The organism is Chromobacterium fluminis (assembly GCF_011602385.1).
Classification (GTDB): Bacteria; Pseudomonadota; Gammaproteobacteria; order Burkholderiales; family Chromobacteriaceae; genus Chromobacterium; species Chromobacterium fluminis.
In genome coordinates this window covers 1-21,586 of sequence record NZ_JAAOMA010000064.1, presented here as the reverse complement: position 1 = coordinate 21,586, position 21,586 = coordinate 1, and the positions used below count along the sequence as shown (strand labels likewise).

General features: G+C 65.2%; 19 protein-coding genes. 9 read left to right on the top strand and 10 right to left on the bottom strand.

What is annotated here, in order from left to right:
• Positions 1–221: 221 nt before the first annotated feature.
• The 3 genes from HA052_RS25260 to HA052_RS25250 form a co-directional block, all read right to left on the bottom strand.
• Positions 222–545 carry a DUF190 domain-containing protein gene (locus HA052_RS25260; protein ID WP_166454136.1) on the bottom strand — a complete coding sequence of 108 codons (324 nt, stop codon included), beginning with the start codon at positions 543–545 and terminating at the stop codon, positions 222–224.
• Between the two features lie 18 nt (positions 546–563).
• A complete protein-coding gene (locus tag HA052_RS25255) occupies positions 564–1,331 on the bottom strand; it encodes a 3',5'-cyclic-nucleotide phosphodiesterase (RefSeq protein WP_166454135.1) in 768 nt (255 codons plus the stop codon).
• 176 nt (positions 1,332–1,507) lie between these two features.
• Positions 1,508–3,400, bottom strand: a complete 1,893-nt coding sequence (locus tag HA052_RS25250) for a M14 family metallopeptidase (protein ID WP_166454134.1) — start codon at positions 3,398–3,400, stop codon at positions 1,508–1,510.
• A gap of 203 nt (positions 3,401–3,603) precedes the next feature.
• On the opposite strand from HA052_RS25250, the gene HA052_RS25245 reads away from it, so the two are divergent.
• The gene (locus HA052_RS25245) at positions 3,604–5,469 is read left to right on the top strand and encodes a S9 family peptidase (protein WP_346774590.1); all 1,866 of its coding nucleotides are present in this window, start codon (positions 3,604–3,606) and stop codon (positions 5,467–5,469) included.
• Between the two features lie 153 nt (positions 5,470–5,622).
• Here the strand turns inward: HA052_RS25245 and HA052_RS25240 are convergent, their stop codons facing one another.
• The 3 genes from HA052_RS25240 to HA052_RS25230 form a co-directional block, all read right to left on the bottom strand.
• Positions 5,623–6,312 carry an amino acid ABC transporter permease gene (locus HA052_RS25240; protein WP_166454133.1) on the bottom strand — a complete coding sequence of 230 codons (690 nt, stop codon included), beginning with the start codon at positions 6,310–6,312 and terminating at the stop codon, positions 5,623–5,625.
• Positions 6,309–7,049 (bottom strand): amino acid ABC transporter permease, encoded by a 741-nt coding sequence (locus HA052_RS25235; protein WP_166454132.1) that lies wholly within the window; start codon positions 7,047–7,049, stop codon positions 6,309–6,311. The genes HA052_RS25240 and HA052_RS25235 overlap by 4 nt, the downstream gene beginning before the upstream one ends.
• Before the next feature lie 374 nt (positions 7,050–7,423).
• The gene (locus HA052_RS25230) at positions 7,424–8,227 is read right to left on the bottom strand and encodes an ABC transporter substrate-binding protein (protein ID WP_166454131.1); all 804 of its coding nucleotides are present in this window, start codon (positions 8,225–8,227) and stop codon (positions 7,424–7,426) included.
• Between the two features lie 450 nt (positions 8,228–8,677).
• Between HA052_RS25230 and HA052_RS25225 the strand changes: the two genes are divergently transcribed.
• From HA052_RS25225 to HA052_RS25195, 7 genes are read left to right on the top strand one after another with little or no spacing between them, the layout of a single operon-like run.
• On the top strand, positions 8,678–9,286 hold the full coding sequence (locus tag HA052_RS25225) for a CDP-alcohol phosphatidyltransferase family protein (RefSeq protein WP_166454130.1): 609 nt from the start codon (positions 8,678–8,680) through the stop codon (positions 9,284–9,286).
• On the top strand, positions 9,279–10,226 hold the full coding sequence (locus tag HA052_RS25220) for a phosphatidate cytidylyltransferase (RefSeq protein ID WP_107798455.1): 948 nt from the start codon (positions 9,279–9,281) through the stop codon (positions 10,224–10,226). The genes HA052_RS25225 and HA052_RS25220 overlap by 8 nt, the downstream gene beginning before the upstream one ends.
• A 7-nt stretch (positions 10,227–10,233) precedes the next feature.
• Positions 10,234–10,887, top strand: coding sequence for a lysophospholipid acyltransferase family protein (locus HA052_RS25215; RefSeq protein WP_166454129.1), 654 nt, complete (start codon positions 10,234–10,236; stop codon positions 10,885–10,887).
• Positions 10,888–10,900: 13 nt separating this feature from the next.
• On the top strand, positions 10,901–12,688 hold the full coding sequence (locus HA052_RS25210; RefSeq protein WP_166454128.1) for a bifunctional alpha/beta hydrolase/class I SAM-dependent methyltransferase: 1,788 nt from the start codon (positions 10,901–10,903) through the stop codon (positions 12,686–12,688).
• A complete protein-coding gene (locus HA052_RS28175; RefSeq protein ID WP_206119048.1) occupies positions 12,685–14,010 on the top strand; it encodes a dual specificity protein phosphatase family protein in 1,326 nt (441 codons plus the stop codon). The genes HA052_RS25210 and HA052_RS28175 overlap by 4 nt, the downstream gene beginning before the upstream one ends.
• Positions 14,007–14,396 (top strand): hypothetical protein, encoded by a 390-nt coding sequence (locus HA052_RS25200; protein ID WP_166454126.1) that lies wholly within the window; start codon positions 14,007–14,009, stop codon positions 14,394–14,396. The genes HA052_RS28175 and HA052_RS25200 overlap by 4 nt, the downstream gene beginning before the upstream one ends.
• Positions 14,397–14,437: 41 nt before the next feature.
• A complete protein-coding gene (locus HA052_RS25195; protein ID WP_166454125.1) occupies positions 14,438–14,647 on the top strand; it encodes a hypothetical protein in 210 nt (69 codons plus the stop codon).
• A 164-nt stretch (positions 14,648–14,811) separates the two neighbouring features.
• Here the strand turns inward: HA052_RS25195 and phnE are convergent, their stop codons facing one another.
• The 4 genes from phnE to lgt all read right to left on the bottom strand — a co-directional run bounded on the left by phnE (position 14,812) and on the right by lgt (position 19,137).
• Positions 14,812–16,380: a phosphonate ABC transporter, permease protein PhnE gene (phnE, locus tag HA052_RS25190; RefSeq protein WP_166454124.1), complete on the bottom strand. Its 1,569-nt coding sequence runs from the start codon at positions 16,378–16,380 to the stop codon at positions 14,812–14,814.
• Entirely contained in the window at positions 16,374–17,171 is a 798-nt protein-coding gene (locus HA052_RS25185; RefSeq protein WP_166454123.1) for an ATP-binding cassette domain-containing protein, read from the bottom strand. Before HA052_RS25185 ends, phnE begins: the two co-directional genes overlap by 7 nt.
• Positions 17,168–18,010 (bottom strand): putative selenate ABC transporter substrate-binding protein, encoded by an 843-nt coding sequence (locus HA052_RS25180; protein WP_081550470.1) that lies wholly within the window; start codon positions 18,008–18,010, stop codon positions 17,168–17,170. The genes HA052_RS25185 and HA052_RS25180 overlap by 4 nt, the downstream gene beginning before the upstream one ends.
• 275 nt (positions 18,011–18,285) lie before the next feature.
• On the bottom strand, positions 18,286–19,137 hold the full coding sequence (lgt, locus tag HA052_RS25175) for a prolipoprotein diacylglyceryl transferase (protein ID WP_081550472.1): 852 nt from the start codon (positions 19,135–19,137) through the stop codon (positions 18,286–18,288).
• Between the two features lie 197 nt (positions 19,138–19,334).
• Between lgt and ilvD the strand changes: the two genes are divergently transcribed.
• Positions 19,335–21,188 carry a dihydroxy-acid dehydratase gene (gene ilvD, locus HA052_RS25170; RefSeq protein ID WP_166454122.1) on the top strand — a complete coding sequence of 618 codons (1,854 nt, stop codon included), beginning with the start codon at positions 19,335–19,337 and terminating at the stop codon, positions 21,186–21,188.
• Positions 21,189–21,586 lie beyond the last annotated feature (398 nt).

Genomic DNA, 21,586 nt, shown 5'->3' with positions numbered 1-21,586 from the left:
TTGCGCAATATTGAGAAAGACTGGAAGATGCCGCCGATCACTTGGAAGCAAGCAGCCAACCAGTTTGCTATTCTGTTCGGCGAGCGCTTCACTGACGCTCTCGGCTGAGATTTGTTTAACCGACCTCCGCACACAGAATTCCTGACACCTCCGAATCGACACAGCTTCTCCCTCGCTCGCCGGCGGGTTGGTATTATCCGCTGTCCCTTGGCGCATCGTTTTTACGATTCCTCCTCCCCCAACACGCCGAACTCCACCGGCGTCTTCACGTAAAACACCTTGACCCCGGCGGCGGCGAGCGCGGCAAGCAGCCGTTCGGCTTCATCGGCGCTGACCACCAGCGTGACTTCCTCGGGCTGGTCCGCCAGTTCGAAGAAGTGAGCGGAATGCAGCCGGCGGTGGCGGCCGTAGCCTTCGCTGGCGGCGAACAGCGTGGCGCCGCGGATGTCCATCCGCCGCGCCTGTTGCACTATCCATTCCGCCAGCGGCAGGCCGTCGTGGCTGTGGTCTTGCTGGGTGAAGAAGGAGAGTTGATAGCCTTGCATGGCCTTGGCCTCCGGCGGCTACAGTTCGATCAGCATGCCTTCGCGCAGCGGGCAGACGCGCAGGCCGTTGGAGTATTCCGAGCGCAGTTGTTCCAGCAGGTGTTCGCGGCAGCCGGGGTCGATGTGGCTGATCCACAGATGCGTGTTGGCCGGCAGCAGCGGCAGGAAGGGCAGCAACAGTAAGGGCGTCATATGGCCCTGACGCGCGGCTTCGCCCTGGCGTTCGTCGGTATAGGTCAGTTCGCAGATCACGTCGGTCAGCGAGGGCACATTGGACACCCATTGCCAGAAGGCCGGGCAGGGGCCGCTGTCGCCGCTGAAGGCGAGAGCGCGCCAGCTGCCTTCTATCAACCAGCCCAGCGCCGGCACGCTGTGATTGGCCGGCAGCGCGGTGGCCAGGCCTTCGCCTATCGGCAGCGCGTAGCCGGGCTCCACCGCTTGCAGCCGCAGCCAGGGCTGTTCCGTGCTGGGTTGGCGGGTGTAGTCCGGCCAGAGTTCGCCGTTGAACAGGTGGGCGCGCAGCGCGTCCAGGGTTTCTTGCTGGCTGTAGACGGTGAGGCCGGGGCCGCGGCGGCTGGCGTGAACGTCGGCCAGCAACGGCAGGCAGCCGCAGTGGTCGGCGTGGCTGTGGGTGAGCAGCACCTGGCGGATGGACAGCATCTCGTCCGCGCGCAGGCTGGTGACGCCGGTGCCGCAATCTATCAGGGTGTCTTCGTCAATCAGAAAACTGGTGGTGTGGCCGGGGTGGCCGATGCAGGCGGCGGCGCCGAGAACCTTGATGTGCATGGGTTTCTCCTGGTTGCGGCTGTTGACCGGCCACGCCGGTCCGCCGCTGCAAACATGGAAACGATCTGCTGCCCGCCCCGCCTGATGCGAGTTATTGTCGCGCCCGCGGTCCAAGAGACCGCCGGCTTGAATTCTTGTAGTGTAGACAAGCCGGCGGCCGCCTGCGCGGCGCGGGGTTAGCGCACGATGCCCACCGGGTAGAGGAAGCGGTTGCTGTCGGCGAACGGGGTCTGCTCATAGAACCAGTTGAGCCGGGCGTTGCGGTCCTTAGCGAATTTGGGGTCCTTGAGCCTGGCCTGGAAGGCCTGGCGCAAGGCCGGGCTTTCCGCCAGCATGCGCCGCGCCATCGGTTCCATTACATAAGCTTCCGGGGCTTCCGCCGAGGTGAGATTGGCGTTGAAGAAGCCCCAATGCAGGAAGGAGTCCGGGCTGGCCGGTTCCAGCAGCAGCATCGCCAGCGTGCCCAAGGGTTGTTGCGGGTCCACCACCACGGAGCCGGCCGGATAAGTGACTTTGCGTTGCAGCGGGCTGGGTTTGCCGTCTATCAGCAAGCGGCCTTCGTAGCCGGGAATCTTGTCGGCGGATTCGCGGTCCGGTTCGAACGGCGTGCCCAGCTTGATGTCGTCCAGCCGGTAGACGGTGACGTCCAGGGTTTCCGGCCGGTTCAATTCGCGCAACTGGACGCCGTGAGCGCGCAGCCGGGCGATCACCTCGTGCCATTGCGCCGGCACCACATAGGCTTTGGGCCGCGCCGCGATCAGGTCCGGCACGGTCAGCGGGGTGATGGGCAAGCGGTAGTCGCGCGGCTGATTGCTCCAACGCACGATCTTGTCGCCGGTGATAGGGGATTGCACTTTGTCGAACTTGACGCCCTTGAAGTCCACCTGCTTGGGTTTGCCCTCGGCTTCCTTCCAGCTCAGCGTCACCGGGTCCGGCCGCGCGGCGCGGTCCTTGGCGATGGCGGCGCGCAGGCCGTCGTAATGGCGGGACACGCTGTCGAAGATGGAACGATAGAGCACGTAGTTGCCCAGCACTTGCTGCTTGTAGGGCTTGAGCGCGTGCAGTTCCACCAGGATGGCGGGGATGCCGCGGGCGTCGGCGTACTGATTGGAGAAGCGCGCCAGATCGCTGTAGTACGGGTAATAGCCCTTGTCGGGGTTCTCGTTGTCGTTCATCGAGATGCAGACATTGGGTTCATGGCCGTAGCGGCGCAGCTCGCGGTAGACCTCGGGCGTCATCACCTGATCCATCCAGTGGCTGGATTCGGGCGACCAGCCCTGGCCGTTGTTGCAGTAGGTGACGTCGTACTGATAGTTGACGCCATCCGTGCTGTGGGTGTCGATGAAGAAGTCCGGCTGGTAGTCGTTGAGCGCGCGCGCCACATTGCGGATTTCCGGGCTGTCCAGCTTGGTGAAGTCGCGGTTCAGATTGAGGTTGCGGCCGTTGACCCGCCAGCCGGTCTGTTCCGGCCCGTTCTGGTTGATGCGGCCGTATTTGCCGTAGCGCATGTCGCCGTCCACGTTGACGGTGGGGACGAACAGCAGGTTGACCTTGGACAGCAGCGCGTCGTCGCGGATCAGCAGGTCGCGGATCAGCATCAGTCCGGCGTCCTTGCCGTTGGCTTCGCCGGGGTGGATGCCGGCCTGCACATAGATCAGCGGCTTGCCGCTGGCGCGCAGGCCTTGCGGCGATTTATCGGCGGCGGCGGACACCACCGCCATCATCATGTCGTGGCCCTGGTCGGTTTTCTCCGTCATCGGGCCCAGCTTGAGCAGCGCCGGTTTGGCGGCGGCCAGCTTGTTCAGATAGGCGATGGTTTCCGGGTAGGCCGGCGTGTGCTTGAAGCCGCTGGCCTCCAGCGGCGTGGCCCACGGGTCGTCCGCCTTGACCGCGAAGCGCTGGCTGTCTCCCTGCCAGGGGATGTCCGGCGGCAGCACGCGCTGGCGCGCGGCGGACAGGTATTGGCTGTCGTCGACGTAGTCCGGCGCGGCCGGCATGGCGTGCGCGGGCGGGCCGAGGTGCAGGGCGGCGAAGGCGGAAACGATGGCGAGGCGTAGCGGCAAGTGCATGATGATTATCCTGATTGTCCGAGACCGAAACAGGCTACGCCCGCCGGCCTGGCGGACGCACGGGCTGTTGCATGGCGGCTTGATCGGGATCAAGCGGTGCCAGCGGGGGAGTGTGGCTCGAGAATGGATATTTTTGTGGCATATTATCGCAGGGGTCCAGCGCGGCTGCGCCGGATTGGGATCATTTCAGACAAGGAGTTTCCGTGAAAACTTGGGTATCAAGCCTGGCCTTGGCCGCGGCGTTGTCCGGCGCGGCCTACGCCGCGGACATTCCGCTGCGCGATTTTTTCCGTAATCCGGAGCAGAGCAATTTCACCTTGTCGCCGGATGGCAAGAGCGTGGCTTTCCTGACGCCTTGGGAGGCGCGGCGCAATATCGTGGTGCGCCGGCCGGGGCAACCGGACCGGCGCGTCACCGCGGTGAAGGACCGCGACCTGTCCGGTTATTTTTGGAAGGGCAATCAGCGGCTGGTCTACAGCAAGGACAATGGCGGCGATGAGAATTTCCACCTGTACGCGGTGGACCTGGCCAGCGGCAAGAGCCGCGATCTGACGCCGTTTCCCGGCGTGCGCGCGGAGATCGTCGATGAACTGACCGAGCGCGACGATGAATTGCTGGTGGGCCTGAACAAGCGCAAGCCGGAAGTGTTCGACGTTTACCGGGTGAACCTGAAAACCGGCAAGCTGACGCTGGAGGCGAAGAACCCCGGCAACGTCACCAGCTGGAGCACCGATCACAATGGCCGCATCCGCATCGCCACCACCACCGACGGCGTCAACAGCACCTTGCTGTATCGCGATCAGCCGGGCGGCGCCTTCCGCAAGCTGATGACCACCTCCTTCCGCGATAGCTTCAATCCCTTGTTCTTCACTTTCGACAACCAGCGTTTCTACGCCGCCAGCAATCTGGGCCGCGACAAGAGCGCCATCGTCGAATTCGATCCCAAGACCGGCAAGGAAGTGAAGCAGATCTATCAGCGAGACGACGTGGATGTCGATGGTCTGGGCTTTTCCCGCAAGCGCAAAGTGATCACCTGCGCCCGCTTCGAAACCGACAAGCCGGGCAGGCTATGCCTCGACGAGAAGAGCGAGGCTCTGCTCGCCAGGCTGGAGGCGCGGCTGCCCGGCTACCAGGTGGACATCCAGTCCGCCAGCCGCGCGGAGAACCGCTTCATCGTGGCGGCCTGGAACGACCGTACCCAGGGCAAGCGCTATCTATACGACGAGGCCGGCGACAAACTGGAACTACTGGCCGAGATCACGCCCTGGTTGAAGGAGGGCGAGATGGCGACGATGCGGCCGGTGCAGTATCGCAGCCGCGACGGTTTGACCATCAACGGCTACCTGACCCTGCCCAAGGGCAAGGAGGACGCCAAGGGGCTGCCGGTAATCATCAATCCGCACGGCGGGCCATGGGCGCGCGACAGCTGGCGATTCAACCCCGAGGTGCAGTTCTTCGCCAGCCGCGGTTGGGCGGTGCTGCAGATGAACTTCCGCGGCTCCACCGGCTATGGCCGCGATTTCTGGCAGGCTTCGTTCAAACAATGGGGCGGCACCATGCAGGACGACGTCAGCGACGGCGTGGACTGGCTGGTCAAGCAGGGTGTGGCGGATCCAAAGCGCGTCTGCATCTACGGCGGCAGCTACGGCGGTTACGCCACGCTGGCAGGCATCACCAAGACGCCGGAGTTGTACCGCTGCGCGGTGGATTACGTGGGGGTGTCCAATCTGTTTACCTTCATGAACACCATACCGCCGTATTGGAAGCCGATGTTGGACATGATGCACGAGATGGTGGGCGATCCGGTCAAGGATAAGGCGATGATGCGCGAGCGCTCGCCGGTGTTCCAGGTGGACCGCATCAAGACTCCGCTGCTGGTGTTGCAAGGCGCCAAGGACCCCCGCGTCAACATCGACGAATCCAATCAGATCGTCAAGGCGCTGCAGAAGCGCGGCGTGGAAGTGGAATACATGGTCAAGGACAATGAGGGCCATGGTTTCCACAACGAGGAAAACCGCTTCGACGCCTATGGCGCGATGGAGCGTTTCTTCCGTCAGCATTTGAATTAAGACCCGCTAAGAACGTGTTTACGATCTCGCGAGCTAAGGCGAGACAAGGCGAAAACGGGCGAAAAAGCGGAATGTACACGTGGTACATGAGCATTTTGAGCTCGTACTCACCGTGCAACGCTTCACGACGCGCAGCAGATCGTAAACAGGTTCTCAGGCCCTGGCCGGCAGACTCCAGCGTTTGTCGCTCCAGCGGCCCAGTAGCTGTAGGCCGCCGCAGACCACGAAATAAGCCAGCGCGATGAAGGCGAAGATCTCCAGCGGGTAGACCTGTTCGCGGTTGTTGACCTGGGTGGCGACGAAGGTGAATTCGGCCACGCCCACCACATAGGCCAGCGAGCTGTCCTTGATCAGGGTGATCCACTGGTTGACGAAGGAGGGCAGCATCATGCGCAGCGCTTGCGGCAGAACGATCAGCCGCAGCGTCTGCCAGCGGTCCAGGCCCAGCGACAGCCCGGCCGCCCATTGTCCGGGGCCGATGGCGGCGATGCCGGCCTGCACCGACTGGCTCAGATAGGCCGCGTTGATCAAGGCCAGCGCCAACACCACGGTGAGCACGCCGGGGATGTCCACGCCAAACAGGATGGGCAACAGGAAATAGCACCAGAAGATCAGCATCAGCACCGGGATGGCGCGCAGCAGCGCCACCAGGGCGCCCAGCGCGCGGCGCGGGCCGGGCCCGCACATGACCAGGGCGATGCCGCCGGCCAGGCCCAGCAGGCTGGCCAGTGCGCCGGCGGCGGCGCTGATGCCCAGGGTCAGCAGCAGGCCGCCGGGTTCTCCGTGGGCCAGATTGCCCCACAGCAGATAATCGAGATTGTCCTGAATCACTGGCGGCATCATCGCGGCGCCCTCCATGCCGGCTCGCCGCGCTGGCTCAGCGCCTGGGTCAGCAATACCAGCAGCAGATAGGCGGCGGTGGCCACGGCGAAGGCTTGGAAGGCGAGCAGGGTTTCGGTTTCCACCTGACGCGAGGTATAGGACAACTCGGCCACGCCTATGGCCATCGCCAGCGAGGTGTTCTTCACCACCGCGGTGTATTGGCCTACCAGCGGCCGGCGCGCCAGCGCCCAGGCCTGCGGCAGCACCACCCAGCGGAATTCCTGCCAGCCGTTCATGCCCAGCGCGCGCGCCGCCTGGCGCTGGCCGGCGGCGACGCCGCGCAGCCCGGCCTGCAGCTCGCCGCAGATGAAGCTGGCGCTATAAAGGGTTAGCCCCACCAGCGCGGCCAGGAATTCGAAGGACGGCCACGGCAGCGCCAGGCCGCCCGGCAAGGGCAGGCTGCGCGGCGTGTTCAGCCACAGCATGGCGGCTTCCGGCAGCAGGCCCGCCACGCCGAAATACCACAACAGCAACTGCACCATCAGCGGTGTGTTGCGATGCAAGCTGACCCAGAGGCCGGCGCCGCGGCCGAGCGCGCGCCAGCGCGATTCCAGCGCCGCGGTCAGCAGCATGCCGAGCGCGGTGGCGGCGAGGCAGACCAGCAGCGTCAGCCAGCCGGTGAGCAGCGCGCCCTTGAGCAGCCAGCCCAGGTAGTGGGGCTCCAGCCAGTGGTGGCCGAGCCAGGAGGGGGGATTCATTGCTTGCTGTCCTGTATTGCGATTGCGCTCCGCCTTTCAGCGCCGGCGGCGCTTGAAATGGCGAAACCGCCGGGCGCGCCCGGCGGCTGGGGATACGGATGGGAAAACGCGCCGTCTTAGAGTCTGTTTACGATCTCGCGAGCTAGGGCGAGACAAGGCGAAAACAAGCGAAAAAGCGGAATGGTCAAGCGGTACATGAGCATTTTGAACTCGCTTTCAACGCCGTATCGCCGACGCGCAGCAGATCGTAAACAGGTTCTTAGAGCCGCTAAGAAAACCTCGCAGAGAACCTGAGCCAAGGCGCGCCGACGCAGGCAGTACAAGTCGTACGACAAGGAGGCGCAACGCAGGATCAGGGGTTTTGTTAGCGGGTCTTAGCTGGCTTCGCCGATTTTGAAGTCCCTAGGCAGCGGCGCCTTGGCGGCCGGGCCGAACCACTGGTTGTAGATCTTGGCGGCCTGGCCGGATTTTTCCAGTTCCAGCAGGCTGTCGTTCACCGCTTTCAGCAGACGCGCTTCGCCCTTGGGCAGGCCGATGGCCTGGTATTCGCGAGTCAGGGTGAACGGCGCCAGTTCGAACTTGGCCTTGTCCGGCGCGTTGGCCAGCAGCGCGGCGAGCTTGGAACCGTCCTGGCTGATGGCTTGGACGTTGCCGTTGCGCAGCGCGGTGAAGGCCAAGGGGGTGTCGTCGTAGGCCACTACGGTGGTCTTGGGGTATTTGTCGCGCAGGTTCACTTCCTGGGTAGTGCCCTTGTCCACGCCCACGCGCAGTCCGGCCAATTGCTCCGGCTTTTGCAGCGAACCCTTGCGGGCGATGAACTGCTGGCCGGAGGCGAAGTAGGGCAGGCTGAACGCCACTTGCTTCTTGCGCTCGTCGGTGACGGTGAAGTTGGCGGCTACCAGATCCGCCTTGCCGGACACCAAGAGCGGCACGCGGTTGGCCGGATTGGTGGGGATCAGGCTGAGTTTGACGCCCAGCTTCTTGGCGATGTGCTGGGCCACGTCCACGTCCAGGCCGGAGATCTGACGAGTTTTGGCGTCGAGAAAGCCGAAGGGCGGGTTGCTGTCGAAGGCGGCGACGCGCAGCACGCCGGCTTTCTTGATGTCGTCCAGACGGTCGGCCCAGGCGGTGCCGGCGGCGGTGCTCAATGCGATGGCCAATGCGATGGCGTGTTTCATGATGATGCCCCTTGTCTGAAGACGCGCCGCGGGTTTCGTTCGCGCCGTTTGGCGACGCGTTTTCAGGAGATGCCGGCGCATCGTGATTCCGAGAAATTTTCTGCCATGGATAAGCCCATGACATGCGATGGAGTGATGCTAAGGCATCCTGCAAATTCTTGGAAATTATTAAAAATTAGTCTTATATATTAATTTGTTTTGATTGTGTGATTTTCATCATTGGAACAATGCCTTGTCCACATTGAGGCCGCAGCGGCGGCGGACCGGTATTTTTGTTCGAGGTAGGATTGCCAAACAATTTCCTTTGCCGCGCTTTTCTGCAATCGGCATAATCGCGTTTTCCGTGTGTCCGTCCTTGGCGGACGCGTCGACGGATTTGCAACTTTTCTTGACGACTGTGATGACTGTCGCGGAAGCGCGCCGGGACGGAGCAGACGAGCCGAAGCCGAAATGCCCAGCATCTATCAACTCAAATCCCGTTTTCAGGACCTGCTGCGCCCCTTGTTGCGCGGCCTGGTTTCCCTTGGCGTTACCGCCAACCACGTCACGCTCGGCGCCATGCTGGCTTCCATCGCCTACGGCGGCTGGCTGGCTTGCCGGCCGGATCAGGCCTTGCCCTGGCTGTTGCTGCCCGTATTCCTGTTCCTGCGCATGGCCTTGAACGCCATCGACGGCATGTTGGCGCGCGAGCACGGCCAGAAGTCGCGCTTGGGCGGCGTTCTCAACGAAGTGGGCGACGTGGTGTCCGACGCCGCGCTCTACCTGCCGTTCGCCTTCTTGTTGGCGGAGCCGGCCTGGGTGGTGTTGGCTGTGACGCTGGCCTTGCTGACCGAATTCGTGGGTGTACTGGGCCCCAGCCTGGGCGCGAGCCGGCGCTACGATGGACCAATGGGCAAGAGCGACCGCGCCTTTGTTTACGGCGCCTTCGCGCTGCTGCTGGGCCTGTGGCCGCAGGCGGCGGCCTGGGGAGCTTGGGTGTTTGGACTGAGCGCCGCCTTGATGGCGCTGACCTGCGTCAACCGGGCGCGGGCCATTTTGAAAGAGGGCGAAGATGTTTAAACCGCTGTTGCCGCAGGCATTGATCTGGGCGCTGGGCGCCGTATTCGCGTTGCTGGTGATCGCCAGCGTCGCCATCCGCGTGCTGGAGAGCCGTTCGCCGCAGAAGAACTGGCTGGAACTGAAGCTGCGCATCCGCACTTGGTGGTGGATCGTCGCCTGCTTCTCGCTGACCCTGCTGGGCAATGTGCCGCTGGCGCTGGTGGTGTTCGCGCTGATCAGCTTCCTGGCGCTGAAGGAATACCTGACGCTGTGCGCCACCCGCACCGCCGATCATGTGGTGCTGTTCTGGGCCTATCTGAGCATCCCGCTGCAGTATTACTGGCTGGGCGTGCACTGGTACGGCATGTTCATCATCTTCATCCCGGTTTACATCTTCCTGTTCCTGCCGATGCGCATGGTGCTGATTGGGGAAACCCAGGGCTTCCTCAAGGCCGCCGCCTCGCTGCAATGGGGTCTGATGATTTGCGTGTTTTGCCTAAGCCATATGGCCGCGGTGTTGACCCTGCCGCAGCTGACCCATATCGGCGAACCGGCCCAAGGCGCGATGTTGCTGTTCTACCTGGTGGCACTGACTCAGCTCAACGACGTGGCGCAATACTTGTGGGGCAAGGCCTTCGGCCGGCGCAAGGTGGCGCCCAAGGTATCGCCTAACAAGACGCTGGAGGGCTTCCTGGGCGGCGCCTTGACCACTTGCCTGCTGGGCTGGTTGCTGGGGCCGTTGCTGACGCCGTTCTCGCCGCTGCACGCGGCCTTGGCCGGTTTGTTGATCGGGGTGATGGGGTTTATCGGCGACATCGTGATTTCCGCGGTGAAGCGCGACATCGGGGTCAAGGACTCCGGCCGCCTGCTGCCCGGCCACGGCGGGGTGCTGGACCGGCTGGATTCGCTGACCTATACCGCGCCGCTGTTCTTCCACTATGTCCACTACTTGTACTTCTGAGCCGATGATGAGCCGATTGCTGCGCATTCTGTTCGTGTTGCTGCTGGCCCGGCCGGTGGTGCGATTGTGGTTGGGGGTGACGGTGCGTCATCAGGAGCGGCTGCCGCTGAACGGCCCGGCCATCGTGGTGGCCAACCACAATAGCCACCTGGACATCCTGGCGCTGTACAGCCTGTTTCCGCTGGGGCGCATCCCCGAGGTGCAGCCGGCGGCGGCGGCGGACTACTTCTTGAAAAACCGCCTGTTCGCCTGGTTCGCCACCCAGGTGGTGGGCATCATCCCGGTGGTGCGCGGCGGCGTGGCCAAGGGGATGGACCCTCTGGTGGGCTGCCGCGAGGCGCTGCGCCAGGGACGCATTCTGATCCTGTTTCCGGAAGGCTCGCGCGGCGAGCCCGAGGTGCTGTCCGAGATCAAGTCCGGCATCTGGTATCTGAGCCGGGATTTCCCCGATGTGCCGGTGGTGCCGGTCTATCTGCACGGCCTGGGCCGGGCGATGGGACGCGGCCAATGGCTGCCCGTGCCTTTTTTCGTCGACATCGCCGTTGGCCGGCCGCTGCAGTGGCTGGAAGAGAAAACCGCTTTCCGCGACCGCATCCGCGAATCGCTGTTGTACTTGAAGCAAAAAACCCTGCCCGCCGCGCCGGCGGAGCAGGAGGCTTGAAAGGAGCCCGAGCATGCGCCAAGCCGAAGAATCGCAGTTTGTCAGTTTTGACGGTCAAACCCTGTTTTATCGGCATTGGCCGGCGCTGACTCCCGGCGCGCGGCCGCGCGCCATCGTGCTGCTGCACCGCGGCCACGAACATTCCGGCCGCCTGCAGCACCTGGTGGACGAGTTGCAGCTGACGGATACGCCGATGTTCGCCTGGGACGCGCGCGGTCACGGCCGCAACGAGGGGCCGCGCGGCTACAGCCCCAGCCTGGGCGCCACGGTGCGCGACCTGGACGGCTTCGTCCGCCACCTGTGCCAGCGTCACGGCCTGGCGATGGAGGAGATCGTGGTGATCGCCCAGAGCGTGGGCGCGGTGCTGGCGGCCGCCTGGGCCCACGACTACGCGCCGCGCGTGCGCGCGCTGGTGCTGGCCTCTCCGGCCTTCAAGGTCAAGCTCTACGTGCCCTTCGCCCGGCCTGGGCTCCGGCTGATGCAGCGGCTGCGGGGCAATTTCTTCGTCAACTCCTATGTCAAGGCGCGCTTCCTGACTCATGATCCGGAGCGCATCGCGTCCTACAACAGCGACCCGCTGATCACCCGGCCGATTTCCTCCAACATCCTGCTGGACTTGTACGACACCGCCGAGCGCATCGTCGCCGACGCCGGCGCCATCACGCTGCCGACCCAGTTGTTGATGTCGGGCGCTGACTTCGTCGTGCACCAGGGGCCGCAGCGCGAGTTCTTCCAGAAACTGGGCAGCCCCCTGAAGGAAATGCACCTGCTGCCGGGCTTCTACCACGACACCCTGGGTGAGCGCGATCGCGCGTCGGCGCTGGACAAAATCCGCGCCTTCATCCAGCGAGTAGAGGCCGGCGCGCCGGCGGTGGACCTGAGCCGCGCCGACGCCGCCGGCTATACCGCGCTGGAATACCAACAACTGCAACAGCCGCGCTCCTGGCTGTCGCCGCTGCGCTGGCAGTTTGCGCTGACCCGGCTGACCCTGGCCACGCTGGGCCGCCTGTCGGCAGGCATACGTCTGGGCTGGCGTACCGGTTTCGATTCCGGCAGCACCCTGGATTACGTTTACCGCAACCAGGCGTCCGGCTTCAGCCCGCTGGGCCGCCTGGGCGACCGCGCCTATCTGGACAGCGTGGGCTGGAAGGGGATACGCCAGCGCAAGCTGAATCTGGAGGAGTTGATCGCCGCGGCGATGGGCCGCCTGCGCGCCGACGACCAGCCGCTGCGCCTGCTGGACATCGCCGCCGGCCATGGCCGCTACATCCTGGACGCCGTCGCCGGCCAGCCGGTGGAACATGTGCAGCTGCGCGATTACAGCGACATCAACGTCGGCGCCGGCCGGCGCTTGATCGCCGAGCGCGGCTTGGACGCGGTGGCGCGTTTCGACCAGGGCAATGCCTTTGACCGCGCTAGCCTGGCTGCGCTGCAGCCGGCGCCGACGCTGGCGGTGGTGTCCGGCCTTTATGAGCTGTTTCCCGAGAACGAACCCATCCGCCAGTCCTTGGCCGGCCTGGCCGAGGCGGTGCCGCCCGGCGGCTATCTGGTCTACACCAACCAGCCCTGGCATCCGCAGCTGGAGTTGATTGCGCGCACGCTGAGCAGCCATCGCGGCGGCGCGGACTGGATCATGCGTCGCCGCACCCAGCAGGAGATGGATCAACTGGTGGCCGACGCCGGCTTCGAGAAGCTGGAGCAGCGCATCGACGAATGGGGCATCTTCAGCGTCAGCCTGGCGCGACGCCGCGCCGACGTCGCAACGGAGCGGCCACAGCCGCTGGCCGAGGCCGAGGCGTGAGCGCGCCGGCCGCCGCCGGCCGTCCTTGGCGGCTGGCCTGTCTATGGCTATTGCTGTTGGGGCCCAGCTTTTTCCTGCTCTACGGCGCGGCCAATCAATACGCGGCGGGCCTGCCGCCGGAGCGGGTGGGCAATGTGGCGATGGGCTGGGAGCGGGCCATCCCGCTGTGGCCGTGGACCATCGTGCCGTACTGGAGCATAGACCTGCTCTACGGCGTCTCGCTCTTTCTGTGCGCCAGCCGCGCCGAACTCAATGCCCACGCCAAGCGCTTGCTGGCGGTCACCCTGCTGTCCTGCTTGTGCTTCCTGCTATTTCCGCTGCGCTTCGGCTTTGAGCGCCCGCCGCTGGACGGCGTGTTCGGGCAGATGTTCGATCTGCTGATGGGCTTCGACAAACCGTTCAACCAGGCGCCTTCGCTGCATATCGGCCTGCTGGTGGTGTTGTGGCTGCGCTACTGGCAGCACACGCCGTGGCGCTGGCTCTGGCTGCTGCATGGCTGGTTCGCCTTGATCGGGGTGTCGGTGCTGACTACCTGGCAGCATCATTTTTGGGATGTGCCCAGCGGTTTCGCGCTGGCGGTGCTGGTCTGCTATCTGTGGCCGATGCCGGCGCCGACGGCGCCGTCCTGGCGTTCGCCCGAGCCGGGCCGCAGCCGCGTTTTGGGCGCGCGTTACGCGGCAGGGGCCGCGTTGCTGCTGGTGTTGGCGGCGGCGCTGGGCGGCTGGGGCTGGTTTCTGGCCTGGCCGGCGCTGGCCTTGAGCGTGCTGGCGTGGGCTTATTGGCGGCTGGGTCCGGCCGCGCTGCAAAAACACGCCGGCCGCCGCCGCTTCGCCGCGCGCGTGTTGCTGTGGCCTTACAGCCTGGCCGCGCGGCTGGCGCATGCTTATTTTCTGCGCCGCTTGCCGGGCGCGGAGGAGGTGATAGAGGAGGTCTGGCTGGGGCCGGTCAGCGCGGCGCGCGACGCCCGCTTCGTCGCGGTGCTGGACCTGGCCGCGGAATACGACCGCCAGGCGGCCGGAGCCGTGGTATACCATAGCCAGCCCTTGCTGGATCTGCTGCTGCCGGCGCCGGCTCAATTGCGGCTGGCGGTACAGGCCCTGGATCGATTGCGGACCGGCCAGAGCGGGCCCTTGCTGGTGCATTGCGCTTTGGGCCTGACGCGCAGCGCGGCGGTGTTGCTGGCCTGGATGGTACTCAGCGGACGCGCGGGCTCGGTGGAGCAGGCGCGCGCGCTGCTGAGGCAACGCCGCCAGCGCGTGGAGCTGAGCGATGCGCAATGCGCGGAATTGGCGCGCCTGTGCGCGCGATTGGAGCCCTTGTGACGTCTGATCTTGCGCAGGCGCGGCTGAGCGCCGCGGTTCTGGCTTCCTGCCGCTGGCTGTGCTGGCCTAGTTGGGGCTTGCTGGCCTTGTCGGCGTTGACGCCGGCGCCGGCCTTATGGCTGCCGTTGTGCGCTGCTGTCGCTTTATGGCAAGCCTGGCTGGGCTGGCGTCTGCAATTGGACGCGGCCTTGTTGCAGGCCGTGGATTCGGCTGGCACTCTTGAGGAGTTGGATCTGGCCTTGTCGCGGCTGTTTGGGCGCGACTTGGCCGGCCGCTCGCTGGAGGCAAGGCAGCGCGGCATGGCCCGCTTGCTGCGCGGATTTTTACTGGCGACCGGCCTGTGCTGGCTGCTGTGCCTGGCAGGGCTGTTGGCGGGGCGGGTGTGAACAATAAGAAGATTCAAAAGCGTGGGAAGAGGAGAACCGTGATGAGCAAGAGAGCATGGTATGGCGGGGCAGTCTGCGCTTTGCTGGCCTCCGGCGGCTTGGCCTGGTTGGGTTTGATGCTGGCGGGTTTTGGCGCGTCCGGCGGCAATGGCGGCACGCCGGAGTGGCCGTTCTTGGTGGCCAAGGCGCTGGGGTTCGCGGGTTTCGCGATGTTTGTGTGTGGATTGGTCGCCTGCAAGGAAGCCAATTAAGCATGGGATGAAAATGGACGGGGCGGCAGGCTAAGAACCTGTTTACGATCTGCTGCGCGTTAGCGATACGGCGTTGAAAATCCCTTCGAAATGCTCATGTACCGTATGTACATTCCGCTTTTTCGCTTGTTTTCGCCTTTGCTCGAGAGACTTTGAACAGGCTCTCAGCCCAGGCGCCGGCGCAGCGCGCGGCTCAGCTGTTCCACGCCCCAGGACAGGGCCACCATCGCCAGGATGATGGCGGCGGCGGCCTGTTGTTGGAACAAGGAGAGTGCCAGGTAGAGTTGCTGGCCCAGGCCGCCAGCGCCGACGATGCCGAGCACGGTGGCGATGCGGATATTGTTTTCCCAGCGATACAAGGTGTAAGCCAGCCATTGGCTGGCGACCATGGGCAAGGGCCCGTAGCAGAAGGCGGCCGCGCGGCCGGCGCCGGCGTGAAGCAGGGCCTGCTCCGCCTGCGGCGGCGCGTTTTCCAGGGTTTCCGCAAACAAGCGGCCCAACACGCCGGCGGTGTGCATCGCCAGCGCCAGCACGCCGGCCGCCGGCCCCAGGCCCAGCGCCAACACCGCCAGCGCCGCCCACAGCAGGTCCGGTATGCCGCGCAGCATGTTCAACAACAGACGCGTCGCGCTCTTGGCGGCGACGCCCAGCCGGCCGGCCGCCGGCAAGGCCAGCGGCATGGCCAGCAAGGCCGCCAGCACCGTGCCCAGCGCTGACATCGCCAAGGTTTCCACCACGCCCTGACCCAACTGCCCCAACGTGGCGGGGGAGAAGTCCGGCGGCAGGAATTCCATGGCGAAGCGCGGCAGGCCGCGCCAGTCGAAGCCGTTGGCGCGCCAGTCCGGCCATAGCCAGCAAAGGCTGAAGGCGGCCAGCGCGCCAACGGCCAGCAACAGGCGGCGGCCGCCGCCGTCGCGTTCCAAAGCGCGCCGCGACCAGCGGCTGACGCCCTCGCTCAAACCCACCAGCAGCAGGAACACCAAGAGCAGCGTGCCCACCTCGCCGCCGTTGAGCATTTTCAGGCTGCTGTCCAGCAACTGGCCGATGCCGCCGGCGCCGACGAAACCCATCACGGCCGACGCGCGAATCGCGCATTCCCAGCGGTAGACGCTATAGCTGATCAATTCCGGCAGCGCTTGCGGCCACAGCGCCCAGCACAGCCGTTGCCAGCGGCTGGCGCCGGTGGCCGCCAGCGCCTGCGCCGGCGCGCGCGGCTGGGATTCCAGGATTTCCGCGTAGACCTTGCCCAGCATGCCGCCATAAGCCAGGCCCAGCGCCAATACCGCCGGCAGGCTGCCCAGGCCGGCTGCGCGGACGAAGAGCAGCGCCCAGACGATGTCCGGCACGCCGCGCAGCCATACCATCAGCCCGCGCAGCAGGCTTTGCGTCGCAAAGACCGCGCGGCGCGGCACGGCGGCGGTGAGTTGATGATCATCCAGCGCGCGGCTGGTGGCGAAGGCCAATGGCGCGCCCAGCAGCATGGCCAGGACCAGGCCGGCGCTGGCCACGGCCAGCGTGACGGCGGTTTCCCTTATTACCTCTTTCAGGAAATCGCCGTCGTGGGCCGGCGGCAAAAAGCCGGCGGCGAAGCGCGCCAGGCTGAGCCAGGTGTCGCCGTTGAATAAGGTGCTCAGCGTGAACTGAGTCAGCGGCAGCGTGGGCAGAAGCAGCGCTAGAGTCAGCAGCAGCCAGCCCAACCGCGAGCGCGCGGCCGGGTCGCGCGGCTTCAGCATTGCAGGCCTCTGAGCGCCGTGGCGGGCGCGGCCGTTTCCGTCGCCGCGTCGGGCGCGTCGCCGGAGTAGAGTTCGGTCAGCAGCGCGGAGTCGACCTGTTCGCGCGGCAAGTCGAAGGCGACGGCGCCGTCGCGCAGGCCGATGATGCGCGGGAAGTGCTCCAAGGCCAGTTGCACCGAGTGCAGGCTGACCAGCAGGGTCGCGCGGCGCGCGCGGGCGTCCTCGCACAGCAGGCGTATGGTGTCGTCGGCCAGCCTGGGGTCCAAGGCCGACACGGGTTCGTCGGCCAGCAAGAGTTCCGGGCGCTGGTACAGCGCGCGGGCGATGCCGACGCGCTGGCGTTGGCCGCCGGACAGCTGGTCGCAGCGCTGCCACAGCTTGTCGGACAGGCCCAGCCGCTCCAATTCGGCGGCGACGCCGGCGGCGTCGTCCGGCCACAGCAGCTGGCGCAGGGCCGCCAGTTCGCCGCCTTGGCCCAGCCGGCCGGCCGCCACTGCGTGGATCACCCGCTGGTGCGGCGGCAACGGCGGCGTCTGGTAGACGCTGCCGATGCGCGCGCGCAAGGCGCGCAGGGCGCGGCGCGGCAGGCGCCAGGGGTCGGCGCCCAGCAGCCGGACCTCGCCGGCGTCCGGGCGCAGGCCGGTGTTGGCCAGCAGCAGCAGCGAACTCTTGCCGGCGCCGGACGGCCCGATCAAGGCCGCTTGCTCGCCGGCGGCCAGGCGCAGCTCTATGCCGCGCAGGATGACGGCGCCGTCCAGCTTCAGGCCGGCGCCCTGAAACTCCAGGCTCACTTCAGCAGCCCGGCGGCCGTGGCGGCGGCTTCTATGCCCTGGTAATTGTCCGGCTTGGTGGGAATGAAGCGGCTGGCGCGCTGCAGATCCAGCACGGCTTTCTGTTCCGGATTCTTGGCGTCCAGCTTGAGGAAGGCCTGGCGGATTTTGTCCTGCAAACCCTTGTCCATGCTGCCGCGCACCGTCCAGTTGTAGTCGTAGTAGGGCGGGGTGGTGGCGATTACGCGCACTTTGGCGCTATCCACTTTCTTGCTTTCCACCAGCTTCTGCCACACGGAGCTGTTCAACACGCCGGCCTCCACCTTGCCGGCGGCCACCCAGGCCACGGTGGCGTCGTGGGCGCCGGAATAGGCGACGTTCTTAAAGAAACTTTCCGGTTTGATGCCGTCCTTCTGCATGAAATAGCGCGGCATCAGATGGCCGGAAGTGGAGGAGGCGGAACCGAAGGCGAAGCTGTCGCCCTTGAGCTCTTTCAGACTCTTGGCCGGGCCGCTGGTGATGAAGGTGGAGGTGAACTTGCTGTCCTCCTCGCGCTGCACCAGCGGCACCACCTTGCCGCGTTGGCTGGCCTGCACATAGGTGAAGCCGCCCAGCCAGGCCATGTCCAGCTTGTCCGAGGTCAGCGCGGTGACCACGCCGGCGTAATCCGACACCGGCACGAACTGCACCTTCATGCCCAGCTCTTTTTCCAGATACTGGCCCAACGGCGCGAATTTGCGCTGCAACTCGGTGGGAGATTCGTCGGGAATGGCGGAGACCTTGAGCACGGTCTGGGCGGCGTTGGCCAGGGTGGCGGCGGCCAGCAGCGCGCCGGCCAGCGTCAGTTTGATGGCGGTCATGGCAGTGTTTTCCTCTATTGCGGACGAAAAGCCGCAAGGGCTAGGGATTCAAAAAGGCCAGTCATTAAGACTGGCCTTGAAGCAGCGGGCTAAGTACCTGTTTACGATCTGCTGCGCGTCAGCGATATGGCGTTGAAACCAACTTCGAAATGCTCATGTACCGTATGTACATTCCGCTTTCTCAGCTGGTTTCGCCTTGTCTCGCTCTAGCTCGCGAGATCGTAAGCTGGCTCTAAAAACCGCCGCGTATAGCAAGCATTCTAGCCTAGCCCGGCTCAGGCCGCCTTGCGCTTGCCGAACAGGTAGAACAAGGCCATGCCGATCACGATCATAGGCAGGCTCAGCCATTGGCCCATGCTGATCACGTCGGACTGGCCGAAGATGCCGGCGTCCGGCGTGCGGAAGAACTCGCTGCCGAAGCGGGCCAGGCCGTAGCCGATCAGGAACAGCGCGGACACCTGGCCGCGGGCGCGCGTTTTGGCGCTGAAGCACCACAGCAGCGCGAACAGCGCCAGGCCTTCCAGCGCGAATTCATACAGCTGCGAGGGGTGGCGCGGCAGGCCGCCGTAGTTGAGCAGGGTGACCATCAGGTCGGAGGACTGCTGCGCCTGGATCAGATCGTCCATTTTGGCCTGCGGAAACAGCATCGCCCACGGCAGCTTGGGATCGGCTACCCGGCCCCACAGTTCGCCGTTGATGAAGTTGCCGATGCGGCCGGCGGCCAGTCCCAGCGGCACCAGCGGCGCGATGAAGTCGGTGACTTCCCAGAAGCTGCGGCCGTGTTTGCGCGCGAACAGCGCCACGCCGATCAAGACGCCGATGAAGCCGCCGTGGAAAGACATGCCGCCCTTCCACACCATCAGGATTTCCAGCGGGTGGCTAAGGTAATAGCCGGGCTGGTAGAACAGCACTTCGCCCAGGCGGCCGCCCAGCACTACGCCGACGGCGCCGTACATCAGCAGATCGTCCAGCAGCTTGGAGGTGAGGAAGGCGTGGCCGCGCTTGATGCGGTAATTGCCTAGAATCAGGAAGCTGGCGAAGCCCAGCAAGTACATCAGGCCGTACCAATGGATGGCCAGCGGGCCCAGCTGGATGGCCACGGGGTCGAACTGCGGATGAATGATCATTTGTCAGCCGTGTGCGTTTGCGGTAAAAGAATGTGGACGGATTATATGGGAAAGCGTTCCCACGCGTCGCGCGGCCCACCCGCCGCCCGACGCATTTTTGCCTTGAGCTCCCCGGCACCCGGAGCCAGGCGGCCCGGCCTTAAAGCAGGCCAGGCCCGGAGCGCCTTTCCCCTCATGTAGAAATTAAGGAATCAGCAATGCCCCAATACCGCTCCCGCACTTCCACCGCCGGCCGCAATATGGCGGGTGCCCGCGCTCTATGGCGCGCCACCGGCATGAAGGACGACGACTTCGGCAAACCCATCATCGCCATCGCCAATAGCTTCACCCAGTTCGTGCCCGGTCATGTGCACCTGCACAATATGGGTCAGTTGGTGGCTCGGGAAATCGAACGCGCCGGCGGCGTGGCCAAGGAATTCAACACCATCGCCATCGACGACGGCATCGCCATGGGCCACGGCGGCATGCTCTACAGCCTGCCCAGCCGGGACTTGATCGCCGACAGCGTGGAATACATGGTCAACGCTCACTGCGCCGACGCGCTGGTGTGCATCTCCAACTGCGACAAGATCACCCCCGGCATGCTGATGGCGGCGATGCGTTTGAACATCCCGGTGGTGTTCGTTTCCGGCGGCCCGATGGAGGCCGGCAAAGTGCAGTGGGGCAACGACATCCGCAAGCTGGACTTGGTGGACGCGATGGTGGAGGCCGCCAACAGCGCGGTGTCCAATGAGGACGTCGAGCGCGTGGAGCGTTCCGCCTGTCCCACCTGCGGCTCTTGCTCCGGCATGTTCACCGCCAACTCCATGAACTGCCTGACCGAGGCGCTGGGCCTGTCCCTGCCGGGCAACGGCAGCCTGGTGGCCACGCATGCGGACCGCAAGGAATTGTTCCTGCGCGCCGGCCGTCTGATCGTGGATATCACCAAGCGCCATTACGAGCAGGACGACGCCAGCCTGCTGCCGCGCGCCATCGCCACCAAGGCCGCGTTTGAGAACGCGATGAGCCTGGATGTGGCCATGGGCGGCTCCACCAACACCGTGCTGCACCTGCTGGCGGCGGCGCAGGAAGCCGGCGTGGACTTCAAAATGGCGGACATCGACCGCATCTCGCGTTCGGTGCCGTGCCTGGCCAAGGTGGCGCCGGCCACCCAGAAATACCATATGGAAGACGTGCACCGCGCCGGCGGCGTGGTGGCCATCCTGGCCGAGCTGGACCGCGCCGGCCTGATCCGCCGCGAGGTGCCCACCGTGCACAGCGCCACGCTGGGCGAAGCGCTGGAAGCCTGGGACATCTGTCGCCACGGCGAAGACAGCGAGGCGCGACGCTTCTACCGCGCGGCGCCGGGCGGCGTGCCCACCACCATCGCCTTCTCGCAATCCATGCGCTACCCGACGGTGGACGACGACCGCGCCGAAGGCTGCATTCGCGATTGCGAGCACGCTTACTCCCAGGACGGCGGCCTAGCGGTGTTGGCCGGCAATATCGCCGAGCGCGGCTGTATTGTTAAAACCGCCGGCGTGGACGACTCCATTCTCAAATTCAACGGGCGCGCCCGCATCTTTGAAAGCCAGGACGCGGCGGTGGAGGCCATCCTGGCCGACCGCATCGTGGCCGGCGACGTAGTGGTGATCCGCTACGAAGGCCCCAAGGGCGGCCCCGGCATGCAGGAAATGTTGTACCCCACCAGCTATCTGAAATCCAAGGGTTTGGGCAAGGACTGCGCTTTGCTGACCGATGGTCGCTTCTCCGGAGGCACCTCCGGCCTGTCCATCGGCCATGTGTCGCCGGAAGCCGCCGAGGGCGGCGCCATCGGTCTGGTGGAAGAGGGAGACCGCATCGAGATCGATATCCCAGGCCGTTCCATCCGCTTGGCGGTCAGCGATGAAACCTTGGCGGCGCGGCGCGCGGCGATGGAAGCCAAGGGCCGCGACGCCTGGAAGCCTCTGGGCCGCGACCGCGTGGTCAGCCCTGCGCTGCGTGCCTACGCGGCGATGACTACCAGCGCCGACACCGGCGCGGTGCGGGATGTGACGCAAGTGGAGAAGTAAGCGCGCGCGGCCAGAGGCCGCAGCGTGCGACACGGCGGCCGTAGGCCGCCGTTTTTGCGCCCGCTTAGAAGCTGTTTACGGTCTGTTGCACTTCGTGGCGCGTCACACGGTGAGTACCTCCTTCGAAATGCTCATGTACCACGAGTATATTTCGCTTTCTCAGTGGTTCTCGCCTTGTTCCGCCTTTGCTCGCGAGACTTTGAGCCAGGTTTTCAAGGGGAGGGGTTGTTGTTTTTGAGGGGTTTCTTCCGTGTCAGTCGAATTTGAACTTCAGCGTGGCGTTGCCGGAGTAGCTGCCGGGGGCGGGTTTGTCCACTAGGCGTACCGGGTAGCTATTAAGCTCAAACTGCAGGTCTTTCACTTTGATGAGCTGGTCGCCGCTGGGGCTGGTGTTGGGC